The organism is Streptomyces sp. Tu 2975, assembly GCF_009832925.1.
GTDB lineage: Bacteria > Actinomycetota > Actinomycetes > Streptomycetales > Streptomycetaceae > Streptomyces.
On record NZ_CP047140.1, the window covers coordinates 6,054,826 to 6,070,283 of the forward strand.

Below are 15,458 nucleotides of genomic sequence, written 5' to 3' on the forward strand. Positions count from 1 at the left end.
TCCTACTGGCGGGTACGCGCCACCGTGTCCCACACAGGGCATCTCGATGTCACTACGGGGCCTTCAGGGGGTAGGGTCGTAGGCGGTCGGGGACATCCCATACAACTCGCCGGCGTCGAAAACCGGCGTACCAACGAGGAGATCGGTTCGTGACGATCCGCGTAGGCATCAACGGCTTTGGCCGCATCGGTCGTAACTACTTCCGCGCGCTGCTGGAGCAGGGTGCAGACATCGAGATCGTGGCTGTCAACGACCTGGGTGACACTGCGACCACGGCCCACTTGCTGAAGTACGACACCATCCTCGGCCGTCTCAAGGCCGAGGTGAGCAACACCGCCGACACCATCACGGTCGACGGCCACACCATCAAGGTGCTCTCCGAGCGCAACCCCGCCGACATCCCGTGGGGCGAGCTGGGCGTCGACATCGTCATCGAGTCGACGGGCATCTTCACCAAGAAGGCCGACGCCGAGAAGCACATCGCCGGCGGCGCAAAGAAGGTCCTCATCTCGGCTCCGGCCAAGGACGAGGACATCACCATCGTGATGGGCGTCAACCAGGACAAGTACGACGCCGCCAACCACCACGTCATCTCCAACGCCTCCTGCACCACCAACTGTGTGGCGCCGATGGCCAAGGTTCTGGACGAGAACTTCGGCATCGTCAAGGGTCTGATGACCACGGTCCACGCCTACACCAACGACCAGCGGATCCTGGACTTCCCGCACTCCGACCTGCGTCGCGCCCGCGCCGCCGCGGAGAACATCATCCGACGACCACCGGTGCCGCCAAGGCCACCGCCCTGGTCCTGCCGAAGCTGAAGGGCAAGCTGGACGGCATCGCGATGCGCGTCCCGGTCCCGACCGGTTCGGCCACCGACCTGGTTGTCGAGCTCGAGCGTGAGGTCACCAAGGACGAGGTCAACGCCGCGTTCAAGAAGGCCTCCGACGACGGCGACCTGAAGGGCGTCCTCTTCTACACGGAGGACCCGATCGTGTCCTCGGACATCGTCGGCGACGCCGCGTCCTGCACCTTCGACTCCTCGCTGACCATGGTCCAGGAGGGCAAGTCGGTGAAGATCCTCGGCTGGTACGACAACGAGTGGGGCTACTCCAACCGCCTCGTGGACCTTACGGTCTTCGTGGGCAACCAGCTCTGATCAGCAGCGTCTGATCTGATCTGCACCTGATCTGCAACGAGAGCACAAAGATGTGAGCAACAGGGCTCGGGCAGCGCAAAGTGGCGCCGTTCGAGCCCTGTCGCGCGTGCAGCCCTCCGAGGAGCCGTAGAACATGAAGACCATCGACCAGTTGCTGGCCGACGGGGTCGCGGGCAAGCGGGTATTCGTCCGCGCCGACCTCAACGTGCCGCTCGACGGCACGACCATCACCGACGACGGCCGTATCCGGGCCGTGCAACCGACCATCGCGAAGCTCGCGGAGGCCGGCGCCCGGGTCGTCGTCGCCTCGCACCTGGGCCGCCCCAAGGGCGCCCCGGACCCCGCCTTCTCGCTGGCCCCGGCCGCCGCCCGGCTCGGAGAGCTGCTCGGCACGCACGTGGCGTTCGCGACCGACACCGTCGGTGAGTCCGCCACGGCGACTGTCGCCCACCTCGAGGACGGCCAGGTCGCCGTCCTGGAGAACCTCCGCTTCAACGCCGGCGAGACCTCCAAGGACGACGCCGAGCGCGGCGTCTTCGCGGACCAGCTCGCCGCCCTCGTCGACGTGTACGTCGGCGACGGCTTCGGCGCCGTGCACCGCAAGCACGCGTCCGTCTTCGATCTCCCGGCCCGGCTCCCGCACGCCGCCGGCTTCCTGATCGACACCGAGGTCGGCGTCCTCAAGAAGCTCACGGAGGACGTCAGCCGGCCCTACGTGGTCGTGCTGGGCGGCGCCAAGGTCTCGGACAAGCTCGGGGTCATCGACCACCTGCTGGAGAAGGCCGACCGCATCCTCATCGGCGGCGGCATGGCCTACACCTTCCTCAAGGCCCAGGGCCACGAGGTCGGCATCTCCCTGCTCCAGGAGGACCAGGTCCCGGCCGTGCTCGAGTACCTGGAGCGCGCCAAGGCCAAGGGCGTGGAGTTCGTGCTCCCCGTCGACGTGCTGGTCGCGTCCGAGTTCCCGGACCTGAAGACCAAGGCGCCGGCCCACCCGACCGTCGTCGCCGCGGACGCCATCCCCGCCGACCAGGAGGGTCTGGACATCGGTCCGGAGACCCGCCAGCTGTACGCCTCGAAGCTTGCCGACGCGGCCACCGTCTTCTGGAACGGCCCCATGGGCGTCTTCGAGCACCCCGACTACGCCGAGGGCACCAAGGCCGTTGCCCAGGCGCTCGTCGACTCCCCGGCCTTTTCCGTGGTCGGCGGCGGCGACTCCGCCGCTGCCGTGCGGATCCTGGGCTTCGACGAGAAGGCGTTCGGCCACATCTCGACCGGCGGCGGCGCGAGCCTCGAGTATCTCGAGGGCAAGACGCTTCCCGGACTTGCCGCACTGGAGGACTGACCCCGCATGACCACCCGCACCCCGCTGATGGCGGGCAACTGGAAGATGAACCTCAACCACCTCGAGGCCATCGCCCACGTCCAGAAGCTCGCCTTCGCGCTGGCCGACAAGGACTACGACGCCGTAGAGGTCGCCGTCCTGCCGCCCTTCACCGACCTGCGGTCCGTCCAGACCCTGGTCGACGGCGACAAGCTGAAGATCAAGTACGGCGCCCAGGACATCTCGGCGCACGACTCCGGCGCCTACACCGGCGAGATCTCCGGCCCGATGCTGGCCAAGCTGAAGTGCACCTTCGTCGCCGTGGGCCACTCCGAGCGCCGCCAGTACCACGCGGAGACCGACGAGATCTGCAACGCCAAGGTGAAGGCGGCCTTCAGGCACGGCCTGACCCCGATCCTGTGCGTCGGCGAGGGTCTGGACATCCGCAAGGCCGGCAATCAGGTCGAGTACACGCTCGCCCAGCTCGACGGCGGACTGAAGGACATCCCGGCCGAGCAGGCCGAGACCGTCGTGATCGCCTACGAGCCGGTGTGGGCCATCGGCACCGGCGAGGTCGCCACCCCCGAGGACGCGCAGGAGGTCTGCGGGGCGATCCGCGGCCGTCTCGCGGAGCTGTACTCGCCGGAACTGGCCGACAAGGTCCGGATCCAGTACGGCGGCTCCGTGAAGGCGGGCAACGTCGCCGCGATCATGGCCCAGCCCGACGTGGACGGCGCCCTGGTCGGCGGGGCCGCCCTGGACGCGGACGAGTTCGTCAAGATCGTCCGGTTCCGCGACCAGTGAGTATGCGGTAGCGCCGATCCGGCGTACCCTTGCGGGGGCCTGCGGCTCACACAACGAGCCCGGGCCCCCGTCGTCCGTATTGAGTCCAAGAGAATTGCCAGGAAGTAGGGTCCAGCCGTGGTTATGGGATTCTCGATCGCCCTGATCATTTTCAGCGGGCTGCTGATGTTGCTCGTGCTGATGCACAAGGGGAAGGGCGGCGGTCTTTCCGACATGTTCGGTGGCGGAATGCAGTCCTCTGTCGGCGGCTCCTCCGTGGCCGAGCGGAACCTCGACCGCATCACCGTCGTGGTCGGTCTGCTGTGGTTCGCGTGCATTGTCGTACTTGGTCTGCTGATGAAGCTGGACAGCTGACCCACCGATTCCGCGTCCCGAGCTGGGGTGTAACTCCAATCACTGGACGAGCGTTGGGCCTTACGTAGACTGGGGCACTCGCGGCGCAGCCGCTGTGAGACGCTGTGCAGCACCATCACGCAGGGAGTTACGACCGTGGCAAGTGGCAACGCGATCCGGGGAAGCCGGGTCGGAGCGGGGCCGATGGGCGAGGCAGAGCGAGGCGAGTCCGCGCCGCGCCTCCGCATCTCCTTCTGGTGCTCGAACGGGCACGAGACGCAGCCGAGCTTCGCCAGTGACGCACAGGTCCCCGACACGTGGGACTGCCCGCGGTGCGGGTTCCCGGCCGGCCAGGACCGGGACAATCCGCCGGACCCGCCGCGCACCGAACCGTACAAGACGCACCTCGCGTACGTACGCGAGCGGCGCAGCGACGCGGACGGCGAGGCGATTCTCGCGGAAGCGCTCGCCAAATTGCGGGGCGAGATCTAGTTCTTGAGTCCGGCCGTCACCCGAAAAGGGTGACGGCCGGACTTGTCTTCACCGGGCCGCTTCTCGTGCGCCGCCCCGCCGACGCCTCACCGACCGGTCTGATCAATTAGGTTGGAACCGCAGCGGGGCATGCAGGCAGGTACGAGAAGAAGTGGGCTGATGTCCGAGATGAACGCAGGCAAGACCAGGCTCAACCGGATGCCCGAGTGGACCGCTCTCGGCAAGCACCGCGAGCAGTTGGGCGGGACGCATCTGCGGGAGCTGTTCGCGGCGGACGCGGAGCGCGGCAGCAGGTACACCCTCCAGGTCGGCGATCTGTACCTGGACTACTCCAAGCACCTGGTCACCGACGAGACGCTGGCACTGCTGCGCGAACTGGCCGCCGCCACCGACGTCGCCGGACTGCGGGACGCCATGTTCCGCGGCGAGAAGATCAACACCACCGAGGACCGCGCGGTCCTGCACACGGCCCTGCGTGCCCCGCGGGACGCCGTCATCGAGGTCGACGGCGAGAACGTGGTGCCGGACGTCCACGCGGTGCTGGACAAGATGACCGCCTTCTCGGAGCGGATCCGCTCCGGGGAGTGGACCGGCCACACCGGCAAGCGCATCAGGAACATCGTCAACATCGGTATCGGCGGCTCCGACCTCGGGCCCGCGATGGCGTACGAGGTGCTCCGTTCCTACACCGAGCGGGACCTGACGTTCCGTTTCGTCTCGAACGTCGACGGGGCCGATCTCCACGAGGCCGTGAGGGACCTGGACCCGGCCGAGACCCTCTTCATCGTCGCCTCGAAGACCTTCACCACCATCGAGACGATCACCAACGCGACCTCTGCCCGCGAGTGGCTGCTCACCAACCTCCGGGTCGGCCCCGACGCGGTCGCCAAGCACTTCGTGGCCCTGTCCACCAACGCCGAGAAGGTCTCCGACTTCGGCATCGACACGGCCAACATGTTCGAGTTCTGGGACTGGGTCGGCGGCCGGTACTCGTACGACTCCGCGATCGGCCTGTCCCTGATGATCGCGATCGGCCCCGACCGCTTCCGGGAGATGCTCGACGGCTTCCACCTCGTCGACGAACACTTCCGCACCGCGCCCCCCGAGGCCAACGCCCCGCTCCTGCTGGGCCTTCTCGGCGTCTGGTACGGGGCGTTCTTCGACGCCCAGTCGCACGCGGTGCTGCCCTACTCGCACTACCTGTCCAAGTTCACCGCGTACCTCCAGCAGCTCGACATGGAGTCCAACGGCAAGTCGGTCGACCGTGACGGCAATCCGGTCGACTGGCAGACCGGCCCCGTCGTGTGGGGCACCCCCGGCACCAACGGCCAGCACGCGTACTACCAGCTGATCCATCAGGGCACGAAGGTCGTCCCCGCGGACTTCATCGGCTTCGCCAAGCCGGTCCCCGGCCTGCTCGCCGGACTCGTCCCGCAGCACGACCTGCTGATGGCCAACTTCTTCGCCCAGACGCAGGCCCTCGCCTTCGGCAAGACGCCCGAGGAGGTCAGGGCGGAAGGCGTCGCGGAGGAACTGGTGCCGCACAAGACGTTCAAGGGGAACCACCCGACGACGACGATCCTCGCGGAGGACCTCACGCCCTCCGTACTGGGCCAGTTGATCGCCCTCTACGAGCACAAGGTGTTCGTGCAGGGCGCGATCTGGAACATCGACTCCTTCGACCAGTGGGGGGTCGAGCTCGGCAAGGTCCTCGCGAAGAAGATCGAGCCGGTGCTGACCGAGGGCAAGGGCGCCGAGCAGCTCGACAGTTCCACCGCGACGCTGGCCGGCAAGTACCGGACACTGCGCGGCCGGTGACCTGATGGCGGGGGAGAACACGGTGCGGCTGCGGCCGCCGAACAACCGGCTGAACGAACGGGCCGTCAACTGGTGGCGCACGCAGGTCCTGCTGACCGCCGCGGTACCGGCCCTCGTGCTGTCGCTGCTGGGCGCCTTCATCGAGCCCGCCCGCGGCTGGCTGCTGGTCCCGGCAGGAGTGATCGCCGTCGTCGGTCTCGTCTGCACCGCGTTCTTCCCCCTCTGGTGGTACCGCGTGCACCGCTGGGAGGTCACCGACGAGGCGGTGTACGTGCGCACCGGGGCGCTGTGGCAGGAGTGGCGGATCGCGCCCATGTCCCGCATCCAGACCGTGGACACGGTCAGAGGACCGCTCGAGCAGGCGTTCAGGCTCGCCACCGTCACGGTGACCACCGCCTCCGCCAAGGGCGCTGTGAGAATCGAAGGACTCGACCACGAGGTCGCCGCCGAACTCGCGCAGAGCCTCACCCGGATCACCCGGGCCACGCCCGGGGACGCGACATGAGCGCACCGGAGGACGAGTGGCGGCGGCTCGACGGGCGCACGGTCCTGGTGACCGCCATGGTCCTGGCCGGCTTCGCGGCCGGTGCCGGGCTCCCCACGCTCTTCGGGCTCGCGGGTGGCATACCGCTGTGGAAGGCCCTCGGCTGGGTACTGGCCGGGGCGGCCCTGATCGTCGGCGTCGGCACCGGTGCCGACCTGGTGCGCTGGCAGCGCACCCGCTACCGCATCGGACCGGAGCGGGCCGAGCTCCACACCGGGCTGGTCCTGGTCAAGCGCCGCTCGCTGGCCCGCGAACGCATCCGGAGCGTCGACCTCACCGCCAATGTGCTGCTGCGCGTCCTCGGACTCGTCAAGGTCCGCATCGGCACGGGGGAACACGCCGTCGGCGGGGAGTCCACCCTCGAACTCGACGCCGTCAGCCGGGCGGAGGGCGAACGGCTACGGCTCGAGCTGCTGACCAGGACCACCCCGCGGGAAGCGCCCACCCACCCCGACGGCCCGCTCGCCGTCCTCGACCCGGCCTGGATCCGCTATGCGCCGGTCTCCTTCGTCGCGCCCCTGCTCGGCGGCGCGGCCGCGGGCGCGGTGATGCAGGTCAGCGAGTGGTTCGGAGCGCAGGCCGAAGTCATCGACTGGGTGGGGGACCGCTTCGAGGACACCCCCCTCGGCTGGGTGATCGTCACTCTGGCCGCCGCCGCGCTCGTCGCCGGTGTCCTCGGCGCGCTCGGGCTCTGGATCGAGATGTGGTGGAACTACCGGCTCGAACGGGAGCCCGGCGGCACCCTGCGGGTGCGGCGGGGCCTGTTCACGTCACGCTCGATATCCATCGAGGAACGCCGACTGCGCGGCGTCGACCTGGTCGAGCCGCTGGGCGTCAGACTCTTCGGCGCCGCGAGGCTGGATGCCGTAGCCACCGGCCTCGTCAAGGACCAGCAGGACAAGCACGCCGACATCAACGTCCTGCTGCCCGCGGTGCCGCGGGCGCTGGCCCACGAGGTCGCCGCGCAGGTGCTCCGCGCATCCGCCTCCCCGACGCGGGAGGCCCTCCTGACACCCCACCCACGTGCCGCGCGCGGCAGGCGGCTGCGCTGGGCACTGAGCGCGGCGCTGCTGCCCGCGGCGGTCCTCGCGCTCCTCGGTGTGCTGCTCACGTCCGTCCTCCTGTGGATCGCGGCCGCCTGGGCGGCGGTCGGCGTTCCGGTCGCGGTGCTCCTCGCGCTCGACGCGTACTTGGCGCTCGGCCACGGGATCGCCGGCGACTACCTCGTCACCCGCTCCGGCACCGTCCGCCGCAGCACGGTCGCACTGCAGCGGACGGGCGTGATCGGCTGGACGGCCCGCCGCTCCGTCTTCCAGCGCCGCGCGGGCCTGATCACCCTGACGGCCACGACGGCGGCGGGCGCGGGCGCGTACGGCGTCCACGACGCCGCGGAGGGGAGGGCCTGGCGTTCGCGTCGGAGGCGGTGCCGGGGCTGCTGGAGCCGTTCCTGGAACGCGACTGAGCACTCTCAAGGCCCGTGGCGCGGGCGCTCGCTCAGCGTGATGGCGACACCAGGCCCAGCTCGTAGGCGATGATGACCAGTTGCACCCGGTCCCGGGCCGCCAGCTTGGTGAACAGCCGCCCCACGTGTGCCTTGGCCGTGGCCGGACTGATGCAGAGTTTGGCGGCGATCTCGCCGTTGGACAGGCCGCGGCCGATGAGAGTGAGCACCTCGCGTTCCCGGTCGGTGACGCCCTCGATCGCCCCCTGCCGCGGTGCCGCCGCGGGCTCCGGCCGGGCGGCGAACTCCTCGATGAGACGACGGGTCACACTCGGCGCGATCAGCGCGTCGCCGGCGGCGACCACGCGGATCGCGGTCAGGATGTCGTCCAGGTCCATGTCCTTGACCAGGAATCCGCTCGCGCCCGCGCGCAGCGCGCCGCAGACGTGCTCGTCGTCGTCGAAGGTGGTGAGGACGAGGACGCGTGCCGCGCTCTGGCCCATCGTCGCGGTCGTCGGCGTACTCCTGCTGCTGCCGGCGCTCTTCCAGGGTGAGACGTACCGGTGGGTCAAGGAGATCGGCAACGCGATGCCGCTCTCGGCTTGGCAAGCCCTGGTCCAGAACCCGGCGCGCGACCACGCCGTGAGCAAGTATCCGGTGTCGGTCATCGAGGCGTGGCTCGTGTATGGAGCCTGGTCGCTCGTCGCGGTGGTCGTCGCCGTGGCCGTCGTGCACCGCCGCGACGTCTGAGCGGCCCGCGGCAGGAGGCGGGCGAGGGCGCCCCGCAGTCCGCAGCGCAAGCAGAGGTCCGTTCCGCCACCGTGGCGGAACGGACCCCGGGAGACACCGCTCAGGCAGAGGCCGGCGGATACAGCGAGCGCGGCAGCTCGGACGCCGCCGCCGCGTCCAGCAGCCACAGCGTCCGCGCCCGCCCGTACGCTCCCGCCGCCGGCGCCTGGATCTCGCCTGCTCCGGACAGGGCGATCTCCGCCGCCTTCGCCTTGTCCTCGCCCGCCGCGAGCAGCCACACCTCACGTGCCGCGCGGATCGCCGGCAGCGTGAGCGAGACGCGGGTCGGCGGCGGCTTGGGCGCGCCGTGGACGCCGACAACCGTGCGTTCCGTCTCGCGGACCGCCGGGAGCTCGGGGAACAGGGACGCCACATGCGTGTCGGGCCCGACGCCCAGCATCAGTACGTCGAACGTCGGTACCGGACCGTGGTCCTCGGGGCGCGCCGCCGCGGCCAGTTCCGCCGCGTAGGCGGCGGCCGCCGCTTCCACGTCGGAGCCGTAGGGACCGTCCGAGGCGGGCATGGCGTGCACCCGCGACGGGTCCAGCGGTACGGAGTCGAGCAGCGCCTCACGCGCCTGCGTGACGTTGCGCTCCGGATCGTTCGACGGCAGGAACCGCTCGTCGCCCCACCACAGATCGAGCCGCGACCAGTCGATCGCGTCCCTGGCCGGGGACGAACGGAGCGCGGCCAGCAGCCCGTTGCCGTTACGGCCGCCGGTGAGAACCACGGAGGCCGAGCCGCGCGCGGCCTGTGCGTCCACGATCTTCGTGATCAGCCGGGCCGCGGCCGCCTGTGCCATCAGTTCCTTGTCGCGGTGGACGACGAGCTGCGGAGCGGCGGTCATCGGGCTGCCGTCTTCTTCGCGGGAGTGGCCTTCTTGGCCGTCGGCGCGGCCTTCTTGCCGGCCGGGTCCGAAGCCGACTCCGCCGCGGCCGGCGTGGCCGCGGCGAGGCGCTCCACCCCGTACCGCAGTGCCGACGAGTAGGTGTCGTCCGGGTCGAGCCGGCGCAGTTCCTCCGCGATCAGCTCGGCCGTCTCGCGTCGCTTGAGCGCGACCGCACGGTCCGGCTGGCCTTCGATGGACAGGGTGGCGAGCGATCCGTCCGGCCGGTCCAGCACGATCGGTCCGCAGTCGGACTCCAGCCGCACGGAGGTGAGGCCGGGCCCTGCCGACGAGGACCGCCTCACCGGTACGTGCAGCCGGTCCGCGAGCCACATCGCGAGCAGCTCGCAGCTCGGGTTGAACTCCTCGCCCTCCACCTCGACGGAGGTGACCTTGCAGGTGACCTGGTCGAGCGCCGCCGCGAGCATCGAGCGCCACGGTGTGATCCGCGTCCAGGACAGGTCGGTGTCGCCGGGGGTGTACGCCTCCGCGCGGGCCGCGAGCTCGCGCACCGGCTGCTCGGCGGCGTAGGTGTCGGTCACCCGGCGCTGGGCGAGCGATCCCAGCGGGTCGTTGGCCGGGTCGGTCGGCGCGTTGACCGGCCACCAGACGACCACGGGGGCGTCCGGCAGCAGCAGCGGCAGCACGACCGACTGGGCGTGGTCCACGACCTCGCCGTACAGCCGCAGCACGACCGTCTCACCGGTGCCCGCGTCGGCGCCCACCCGCACCTCGGCGTCGAGCCTGGCCTTCGCACGGTCACGCGGCGAGCGTGAGACCCGCTTGATGACCACGAGGGTGCGCGAGGGGTGCTCGCGGGACGCCTCGTTGGCGGCCTTCAGTGCGTCGTAGGCGTTCTCCTCATCGGTCACGATGACCAGGGTGAGGACCATGCCGACGGCCGGGGTGCCGATCGCTCGGCGGCCCTGCACCAGCGCCTTGTTGATCTTGCTGGCCGTGGTGTCCGTAAGGTCGATCTTCATGGCCGACGCCAGCTCCGTCCGTCTCGTGCGAGCATTTCGTCCGCCTCGTCCGGCCCCCAGGTGCCGGCCGTGTACTGGGCCGGCTTGCCGTTCGCGTCCCAGAACTGCTCGATCGGGTCGAGGATCTTCCAGGACAGCTCGACCTCCTCCACCCGCGGGAAGAGGTTGGAGTCGCCGAGCAGCACGTCGAGGATGAGGCGCTCGTAGGCCTCTGGGCTGGACTCGGTGAACGACTCGCCGTAGGCGAAGTCCATCGAGACGTCCCGGACCTCCATCGAGGTGCCCGGCACCTTGGAGCCGAACCGCATGGTCACGCCTTCGTCCGGCTGGACGCGGATGACCAGGGCGTTGTGTCCGAGCTCCTCGGTCGCCGTGGAGTCGAACGGGGAGTGCGGGGCGCGCTGGAAGACGACCGCGATCTCGGTGACGCGCCGGCCGAGCCGCTTACCGGTGCGCAGGTAGAAGGGGACGCCCGCCCACCTGCGGTTGTCGATCTCCAGCTTGATCGCGGCGTAGGTGTCGGTCTTCGACCTGGGGTCGATGCCGTCCTCCTGGAGATAGCCGACGGCCTTCTCGCCGCCCTGCCATCCCGCGGTGTACTGCGCGCGGACCGTGTTCTTCGCCAGGTCCTTGGGGAGCTTCACCGCACCGAGGACCTTGGTCTTCTCGGCCGCCAGGGCGTCCGCGTCGAAGGAGGCGGGCTCCTCCATCGCGGTCAGTGCCAGCAGCTGGAGAAGGTGGTTCTGGATCACGTCACGAGCTGCGCCGATGCCGTCGTAGTAGCCGGCCCGGCCGCCGATGCCGATGTCCTCGGCCATCGTGATCTGCACATGGTCGACGTACGACCGGTTCCATATGGGCTCGAAGAGCGTGTTGGCGAACCGCAGCGCCAGGATGTTCTGGACGGTCTCCTTGCCCAGGTAGTGGTCGATACGGAAGACCTCGTTCGGCGGAAAGACCTCGTGCACCACCTGGTTGAGCTCCTTGGCGGAGACCAGGTCGTGGCCGAACGGCTTCTCGATGACCGCGCGCCGCCAGGAACCCTCCTTCTGGTCCGCCAGCCCGTGCTTCTTCAGCTGCTGGACGACCTTGGGGAAGAACTTCGGCGGCACGGAGAGGTAGAACGCGAAGTTGCCACCTGTGCCCTGCACCTTGTCGAGGTCCTCGATGGTGGACTTGAGCTGCTCGAACGCGTCGTCGTCGTCGAAGGTGCCCTGGACGAACCGCATCCCCTGGATGAGCTGCTGCCAGACCTCCTCACGGAACGGCGTGCGCGCGTGCTGTTCGACCGCGTCGTGGACCTCCTGCGCGAAGTCCTCGTGGGCCCACTCGCGCCGGGCGAAGCCGATGAGCGAGAAGCCCGGCGGCAGCAGCCCCCGGTTCGCGAGGTCGTAGACGGCTGGCATCAGCTTCTTGCGCGAAAGGTCGCCCGTGACGCCGAAGATGACCAGGCCCGACGGCCCCGCGATACGCGGGAGCCGTCGGTCTGCAGCATCACGGAGCGGGTTGGCTCCGCCAATACCGGACAAGTCGCTCAGCCCTCCGAGGGTGCGAGGCGCTTGAGCTCGGCCTCGGTCGACTTGAGCAGGTCGGTCCAGGCCGCCTCGAACTTCTCGACGCCCTCGTCCTCGAGCTGCTGGACGACCTCGTCGTAGGAGATCCCGAGCTTCTCCACGGCCTCGAGCTCCGCGCGGGACTGCTCGTAGGTGCCACGGACGGTGTCACCGGTGATCTGCCCGTGGTCGCCGGTCGCGTTCAACGTGGCTTCCGGCATGGTGTTCACGGTGCCGGGGGCGACCAGCTCGTCCACGTACAGGGTGTCCTTGTACGCCTTGTCCTTGACGCCGGTCGAGGCCCACAGCGGGCGCTGCTTGTTGGCCTGCGCCTTGTCGAGCGCGGCCCAGCGGTCGGAGGAGAAGACCTCCTCGTACGCCTCGTAGGCGAGGCGGGCGTTGGCCAGGGCCGCCTTGCCGCGGGCCTCCTTGGCCTCCGGGGTGCCCAGCGCGTCCAGCCGCTTGTCGATCTCGGTGTCCACACGGGACACGAAGAACGAGGCCACCGAGCGGATCTTGGACAGGTCCAGGCCCGCGGCCTTCGCCTTCTCCAGACCGGCCAGGTAGGCGTCCATGACCTCGCGGTAGCGCTCCAGCGAGAAGATCAGCGTGACGTTGACGCTGATACCGAGGCCGATGACCTCGGTGATCGCCGGCAGGCCCGCCTTGGTGGCCGGGATCTTGATGAAGGTGTTCGGACGGTCCACCAGCCAGGCGAGCTGCTTGGCCTCCGCGACGGTCGCCTTGGTGCTGTGCGCGAGACGCGGGTCGACCTCGATGGAGACCCGGCCGTCCTGGCCGCCCGTCGAGTCGAACACCGGGCGCAGCACGTCGGCGGCGTCACGGACGTCCGCCGTCGTGATCATGCGGATGGCTTCCTCGACGGTCACCTTGCGGGCCGCGAGGTCTTCCAGCTGCTGGTCGTAGCCGTGACCGTCCGAGATCGCCTTCTGGAAGATCGACGGGTTGGTCGTGACACCTACGACGTGCTGCTGGTCGATCAGCTCGGCGAGGTTGCCGGAGGTGATCCGGGTGCGGGACAGGTCGTCCAGCCAGATCGCGACGCCTTCGTCGGAGAGGCGCTTGAGTGCGTCTGTCATGAGAATTGCATCTCCTACTTGTCGTATACCGGCGTCAGCGCGCGGCGGCTTCGATCGATTCCCGCGCTGCGGCGGCCACGGCCTCGGCGGTGAAACCGAACTCGCGGAACAGGACCTTGCCGTCCGCGGAAGCGCCGAAGTGCTCCAGCGAGACGATGCGTCCGGCGTCACCGACGTAACGGTGCCAGGTCAGACCGATGCCGGCCTCGACCGCGACTCGCGCCTTGAGCGACGGGGGAAGCACCGAGTCCCGGTACCCCTGGTCCTGCTCCTCGAACCACTCGACCGAGGGCATGGAGACCACACGGGCCGGGATACCGGCCGCCTGGAGCTGCTCACGGGCGCCGACGGCCAGCTGGACCTCGGAGCCGGTGCCGATCAGCACCACCTGGGCGTCGCCGCCCTCGGCCTCGAGGAGCACGTAGCCGCCCTTGGCCGCGTCCTCGTTGCACTCGTAGGTCGGCACGCCCTGGCGGGTCAGCGCGAGGCCGTGCGGGGCGCCCTTGCCGAACTCCTTGGTGTACCGCTTGAGGATCTCGCGCCAGGCGATCGCGGTCTCGTTGGCGTCGGCCGGGCGCACGATGTTCAGGCCCGGGATGGCGCGCAGCGATGCCAGGTGCTCCACCGGCTGGTGGGTCGGGCCGTCCTCGCCGAGGCCGATCGAGTCGTGCGTCCACACGTAGGTGACCGGCAGGTGCATCAGGGCGGAGAGCCGCACGGCGTTGCGCATGTAGTCGGAGAACACCAGGAAGGTGCCGCCGTAGACGCGGGTGTTGCCGTGCAGAGCGATGCCGTTCATGACTGCGGCCATCGCGTGCTCGCGGATGCCGAAGTGAATGGTCCGGCCGTACGGGTCGGCCTCCGGCAGCGGGTTGCCCGCGGGGAGGAACGACGACGTCTTGTCGATCGTCGTGTTGTTCGAACCGGCCAGGTCGGCGGAGCCGCCCCACAGCTCGGGCACGACCGCGCCGAGCGCCTGGAGGACCTTGCCGGACGCGGCACGGGTGGCGACACCCTTGCCCGTCTCGAACTCCGGCAGCGCGTCCTCCCAGCCCTCGGGAAGCTCGCCCGAGCGGATCCGGTCGAACTCGGCTGCGCGCTCCGGGTGGGCCGTACGCCACGCGGCGAACGTCTTCTCCCACTCGCCGCGGGCCTCACGGCCGCGGTCGAGAGCGCCACGGGTGTGATCGAGGACCTCGTCGGAGACCTCGAAGCTCTGCTCCGGGTCGAAGCCCAGGACGCGCTTGGTGGCCGCGACCTCCTCGTCGCCCAGCGCCGAGCCGTGTGCGGCCTCCGTGTTCTGGGCGTGCGGGGCGGGCCAGGCGATGATCGAGCGGGCCGCGATGAAGGACGGGCGCTCGGTCTCGGCCTGCGCGGCCTTCAGTGCGTTGTAGAGGCCGACCGGGTCGAGGTCACCGTTCTCCAGCTGCTGGACGCGCTGGACGTGCCAGCCGTACGCCTCGTAGCGCTGGAGGGTGTCCTCGGAGACCGCCGTCTCCGTGTCGCCCTCGATCGAGATGTGGTTGTCGTCCCACAGCAGGACCAGATTGCCGAGCTTCTGGTGACCGGCCAGCGAGGAGGCCTCGGCCGAGATGCCCTCCTGGAGGCAGCCGTCACCGGCGATGCACCAGACCGTGTGGTCGAAGGGGGACGTGCCGGGCTCGGCGTCCGGGTCGAACAGGCCGCGCTCGTAGCGGGCGGCCATGGCCATGCCCACGGCGTTGGCGACACCCTGGCCGAGCGGCCCCGTCGTCGTCTCGACGCCCGTGGTGTGCCCGTACTCGGGGTGACCGGGGGTCTTAGAGCCCCAGGTGCGGAACGCCTTCAGATCGTCCAGCTCCAGGCCGTAGCCCGCCAGGTAGAGCTGGATGTAGAGCGTCAGCGACGAGTGGCCGGCGGACAGGACGAACCGGTCACGGCCGGTCCAGTCGGCGTCCGCGGGGTCGTGCCGCATCAGCTTCTGGAAGAGCACATACGCGGCGGGGGCCAGGCTCATGGCCGTACCCGGATGGCCGTTGCCGACCTTCTGTACGGAATCCATGGCCAGGACGCGGACGGTGTCGACTGCCCGCTGGTCCAACGCGGTCCACTCGAGGTCTGTGGTGGTCGGCTTGGTGCTCACCCTGAGTCAGGGCTCCTCTCCACATGTCGAATCCCGGTGACAGAGGCGTGTACCGGGCGCTGTCGAGCCTACCCTCGCAGCAACGCGCACCTTTTCGGTCACGCGTCTTT

At 69.6% G+C, this 15,458-nt stretch carries 12 protein-coding genes and 3 pseudogenes; 9 read left to right on the top strand and 6 right to left on the bottom strand.

Going from position 1 to position 15,458, the window contains the following annotated elements:
- Positions 1-149: 149 nt before the first annotated feature.
- The 8 genes and pseudogenes from gap to GLX30_RS26865 all read left to right on the top strand — a co-directional run bounded on the left by gap (position 150) and on the right by GLX30_RS26865 (position 7,936).
- Positions 150-1,159 (top strand): annotated as a pseudogene (gap, locus tag GLX30_RS26830) (type I glyceraldehyde-3-phosphate dehydrogenase).
- A 133-nt stretch (positions 1,160-1,292) separates the two neighbouring features.
- Positions 1,293-2,504 (top strand): phosphoglycerate kinase, encoded by a 1,212-nt coding sequence (locus GLX30_RS26835; protein WP_159693109.1) that lies wholly within the window; start codon positions 1,293-1,295, stop codon positions 2,502-2,504.
- Between the two features lie 6 nt (positions 2,505-2,510).
- Positions 2,511-3,287: a triose-phosphate isomerase gene (gene tpiA, locus GLX30_RS26840; RefSeq protein WP_159693111.1), complete on the top strand. Its 777-nt coding sequence runs from the start codon at positions 2,511-2,513 to the stop codon at positions 3,285-3,287.
- Positions 3,288-3,410: 123 nt separating this feature from the next.
- The gene (gene secG, locus GLX30_RS26845) at positions 3,411-3,641 is read left to right on the top strand and encodes a preprotein translocase subunit SecG (protein ID WP_005318972.1); all 231 of its coding nucleotides are present in this window, start codon (positions 3,411-3,413) and stop codon (positions 3,639-3,641) included.
- Between the two features lie 135 nt (positions 3,642-3,776).
- The gene (locus GLX30_RS26850) at positions 3,777-4,112 is read left to right on the top strand and encodes an RNA polymerase-binding protein RbpA (RefSeq protein WP_003957010.1); all 336 of its coding nucleotides are present in this window, start codon (positions 3,777-3,779) and stop codon (positions 4,110-4,112) included.
- Between the two features lie 168 nt (positions 4,113-4,280).
- On the top strand, positions 4,281-5,930 hold the full coding sequence (gene pgi, locus GLX30_RS26855) for a glucose-6-phosphate isomerase (protein ID WP_159695274.1): 1,650 nt from the start codon (positions 4,281-4,283) through the stop codon (positions 5,928-5,930).
- Between the two features lie 4 nt (positions 5,931-5,934).
- On the top strand, positions 5,935-6,435 hold the full coding sequence (locus GLX30_RS26860; RefSeq protein WP_159693113.1) for a PH domain-containing protein: 501 nt from the start codon (positions 5,935-5,937) through the stop codon (positions 6,433-6,435).
- Positions 6,432-7,936, top strand: a pseudogene (locus GLX30_RS26865) (PH domain-containing protein). Before GLX30_RS26860 ends, GLX30_RS26865 begins: the two are co-directional and overlap by 4 nt.
- A 32-nt stretch (positions 7,937-7,968) precedes the next feature.
- On the opposite strand, the pseudogene GLX30_RS26870 reads toward GLX30_RS26865, so the two are convergent.
- Positions 7,969-8,403, bottom strand: a pseudogene (locus tag GLX30_RS26870) (response regulator transcription factor); the annotation flags it as partial.
- Here GLX30_RS26870 and GLX30_RS26875 point away from each other — a divergent pair.
- The gene (locus tag GLX30_RS26875) at positions 8,384-8,665 is read left to right on the top strand and encodes a hypothetical protein (protein ID WP_208545490.1); all 282 of its coding nucleotides are present in this window, start codon (positions 8,384-8,386) and stop codon (positions 8,663-8,665) included. The pseudogene GLX30_RS26870 and the gene GLX30_RS26875 sit on opposite strands and share 20 nt — an antisense overlap.
- Before the next feature lie 100 nt (positions 8,666-8,765).
- Here GLX30_RS26875 and pgl read toward each other — a convergent pair whose 3' ends face one another.
- From pgl to tkt, 5 genes are read right to left on the bottom strand one after another with little or no spacing between them, the layout of a single operon-like run.
- Positions 8,766-9,551: a 6-phosphogluconolactonase gene (pgl, locus tag GLX30_RS26880; RefSeq protein WP_159693115.1), complete on the bottom strand. Its 786-nt coding sequence runs from the start codon at positions 9,549-9,551 to the stop codon at positions 8,766-8,768.
- Positions 9,548-10,573 carry a glucose-6-phosphate dehydrogenase assembly protein OpcA gene (gene opcA, locus GLX30_RS26885; RefSeq protein ID WP_159693117.1) on the bottom strand — a complete coding sequence of 342 codons (1,026 nt, stop codon included), beginning with the start codon at positions 10,571-10,573 and terminating at the stop codon, positions 9,548-9,550. The genes pgl and opcA overlap by 4 nt, the downstream gene beginning before the upstream one ends.
- The gene (gene zwf, locus GLX30_RS26890) at positions 10,570-12,102 is read right to left on the bottom strand and encodes a glucose-6-phosphate dehydrogenase (protein ID WP_159693119.1); all 1,533 of its coding nucleotides are present in this window, start codon (positions 12,100-12,102) and stop codon (positions 10,570-10,572) included. The genes opcA and zwf overlap by 4 nt, the downstream gene beginning before the upstream one ends.
- Before the next feature lie 5 nt (positions 12,103-12,107).
- The gene (tal, locus tag GLX30_RS26895) at positions 12,108-13,226 is read right to left on the bottom strand and encodes a transaldolase (protein ID WP_159693121.1); all 1,119 of its coding nucleotides are present in this window, start codon (positions 13,224-13,226) and stop codon (positions 12,108-12,110) included.
- 34 nt (positions 13,227-13,260) lie between these two features.
- Positions 13,261-15,348, bottom strand: a complete 2,088-nt coding sequence (gene tkt, locus GLX30_RS26900; protein ID WP_159693123.1) for a transketolase — start codon at positions 15,346-15,348, stop codon at positions 13,261-13,263.
- Positions 15,349-15,458 lie beyond the last annotated feature (110 nt).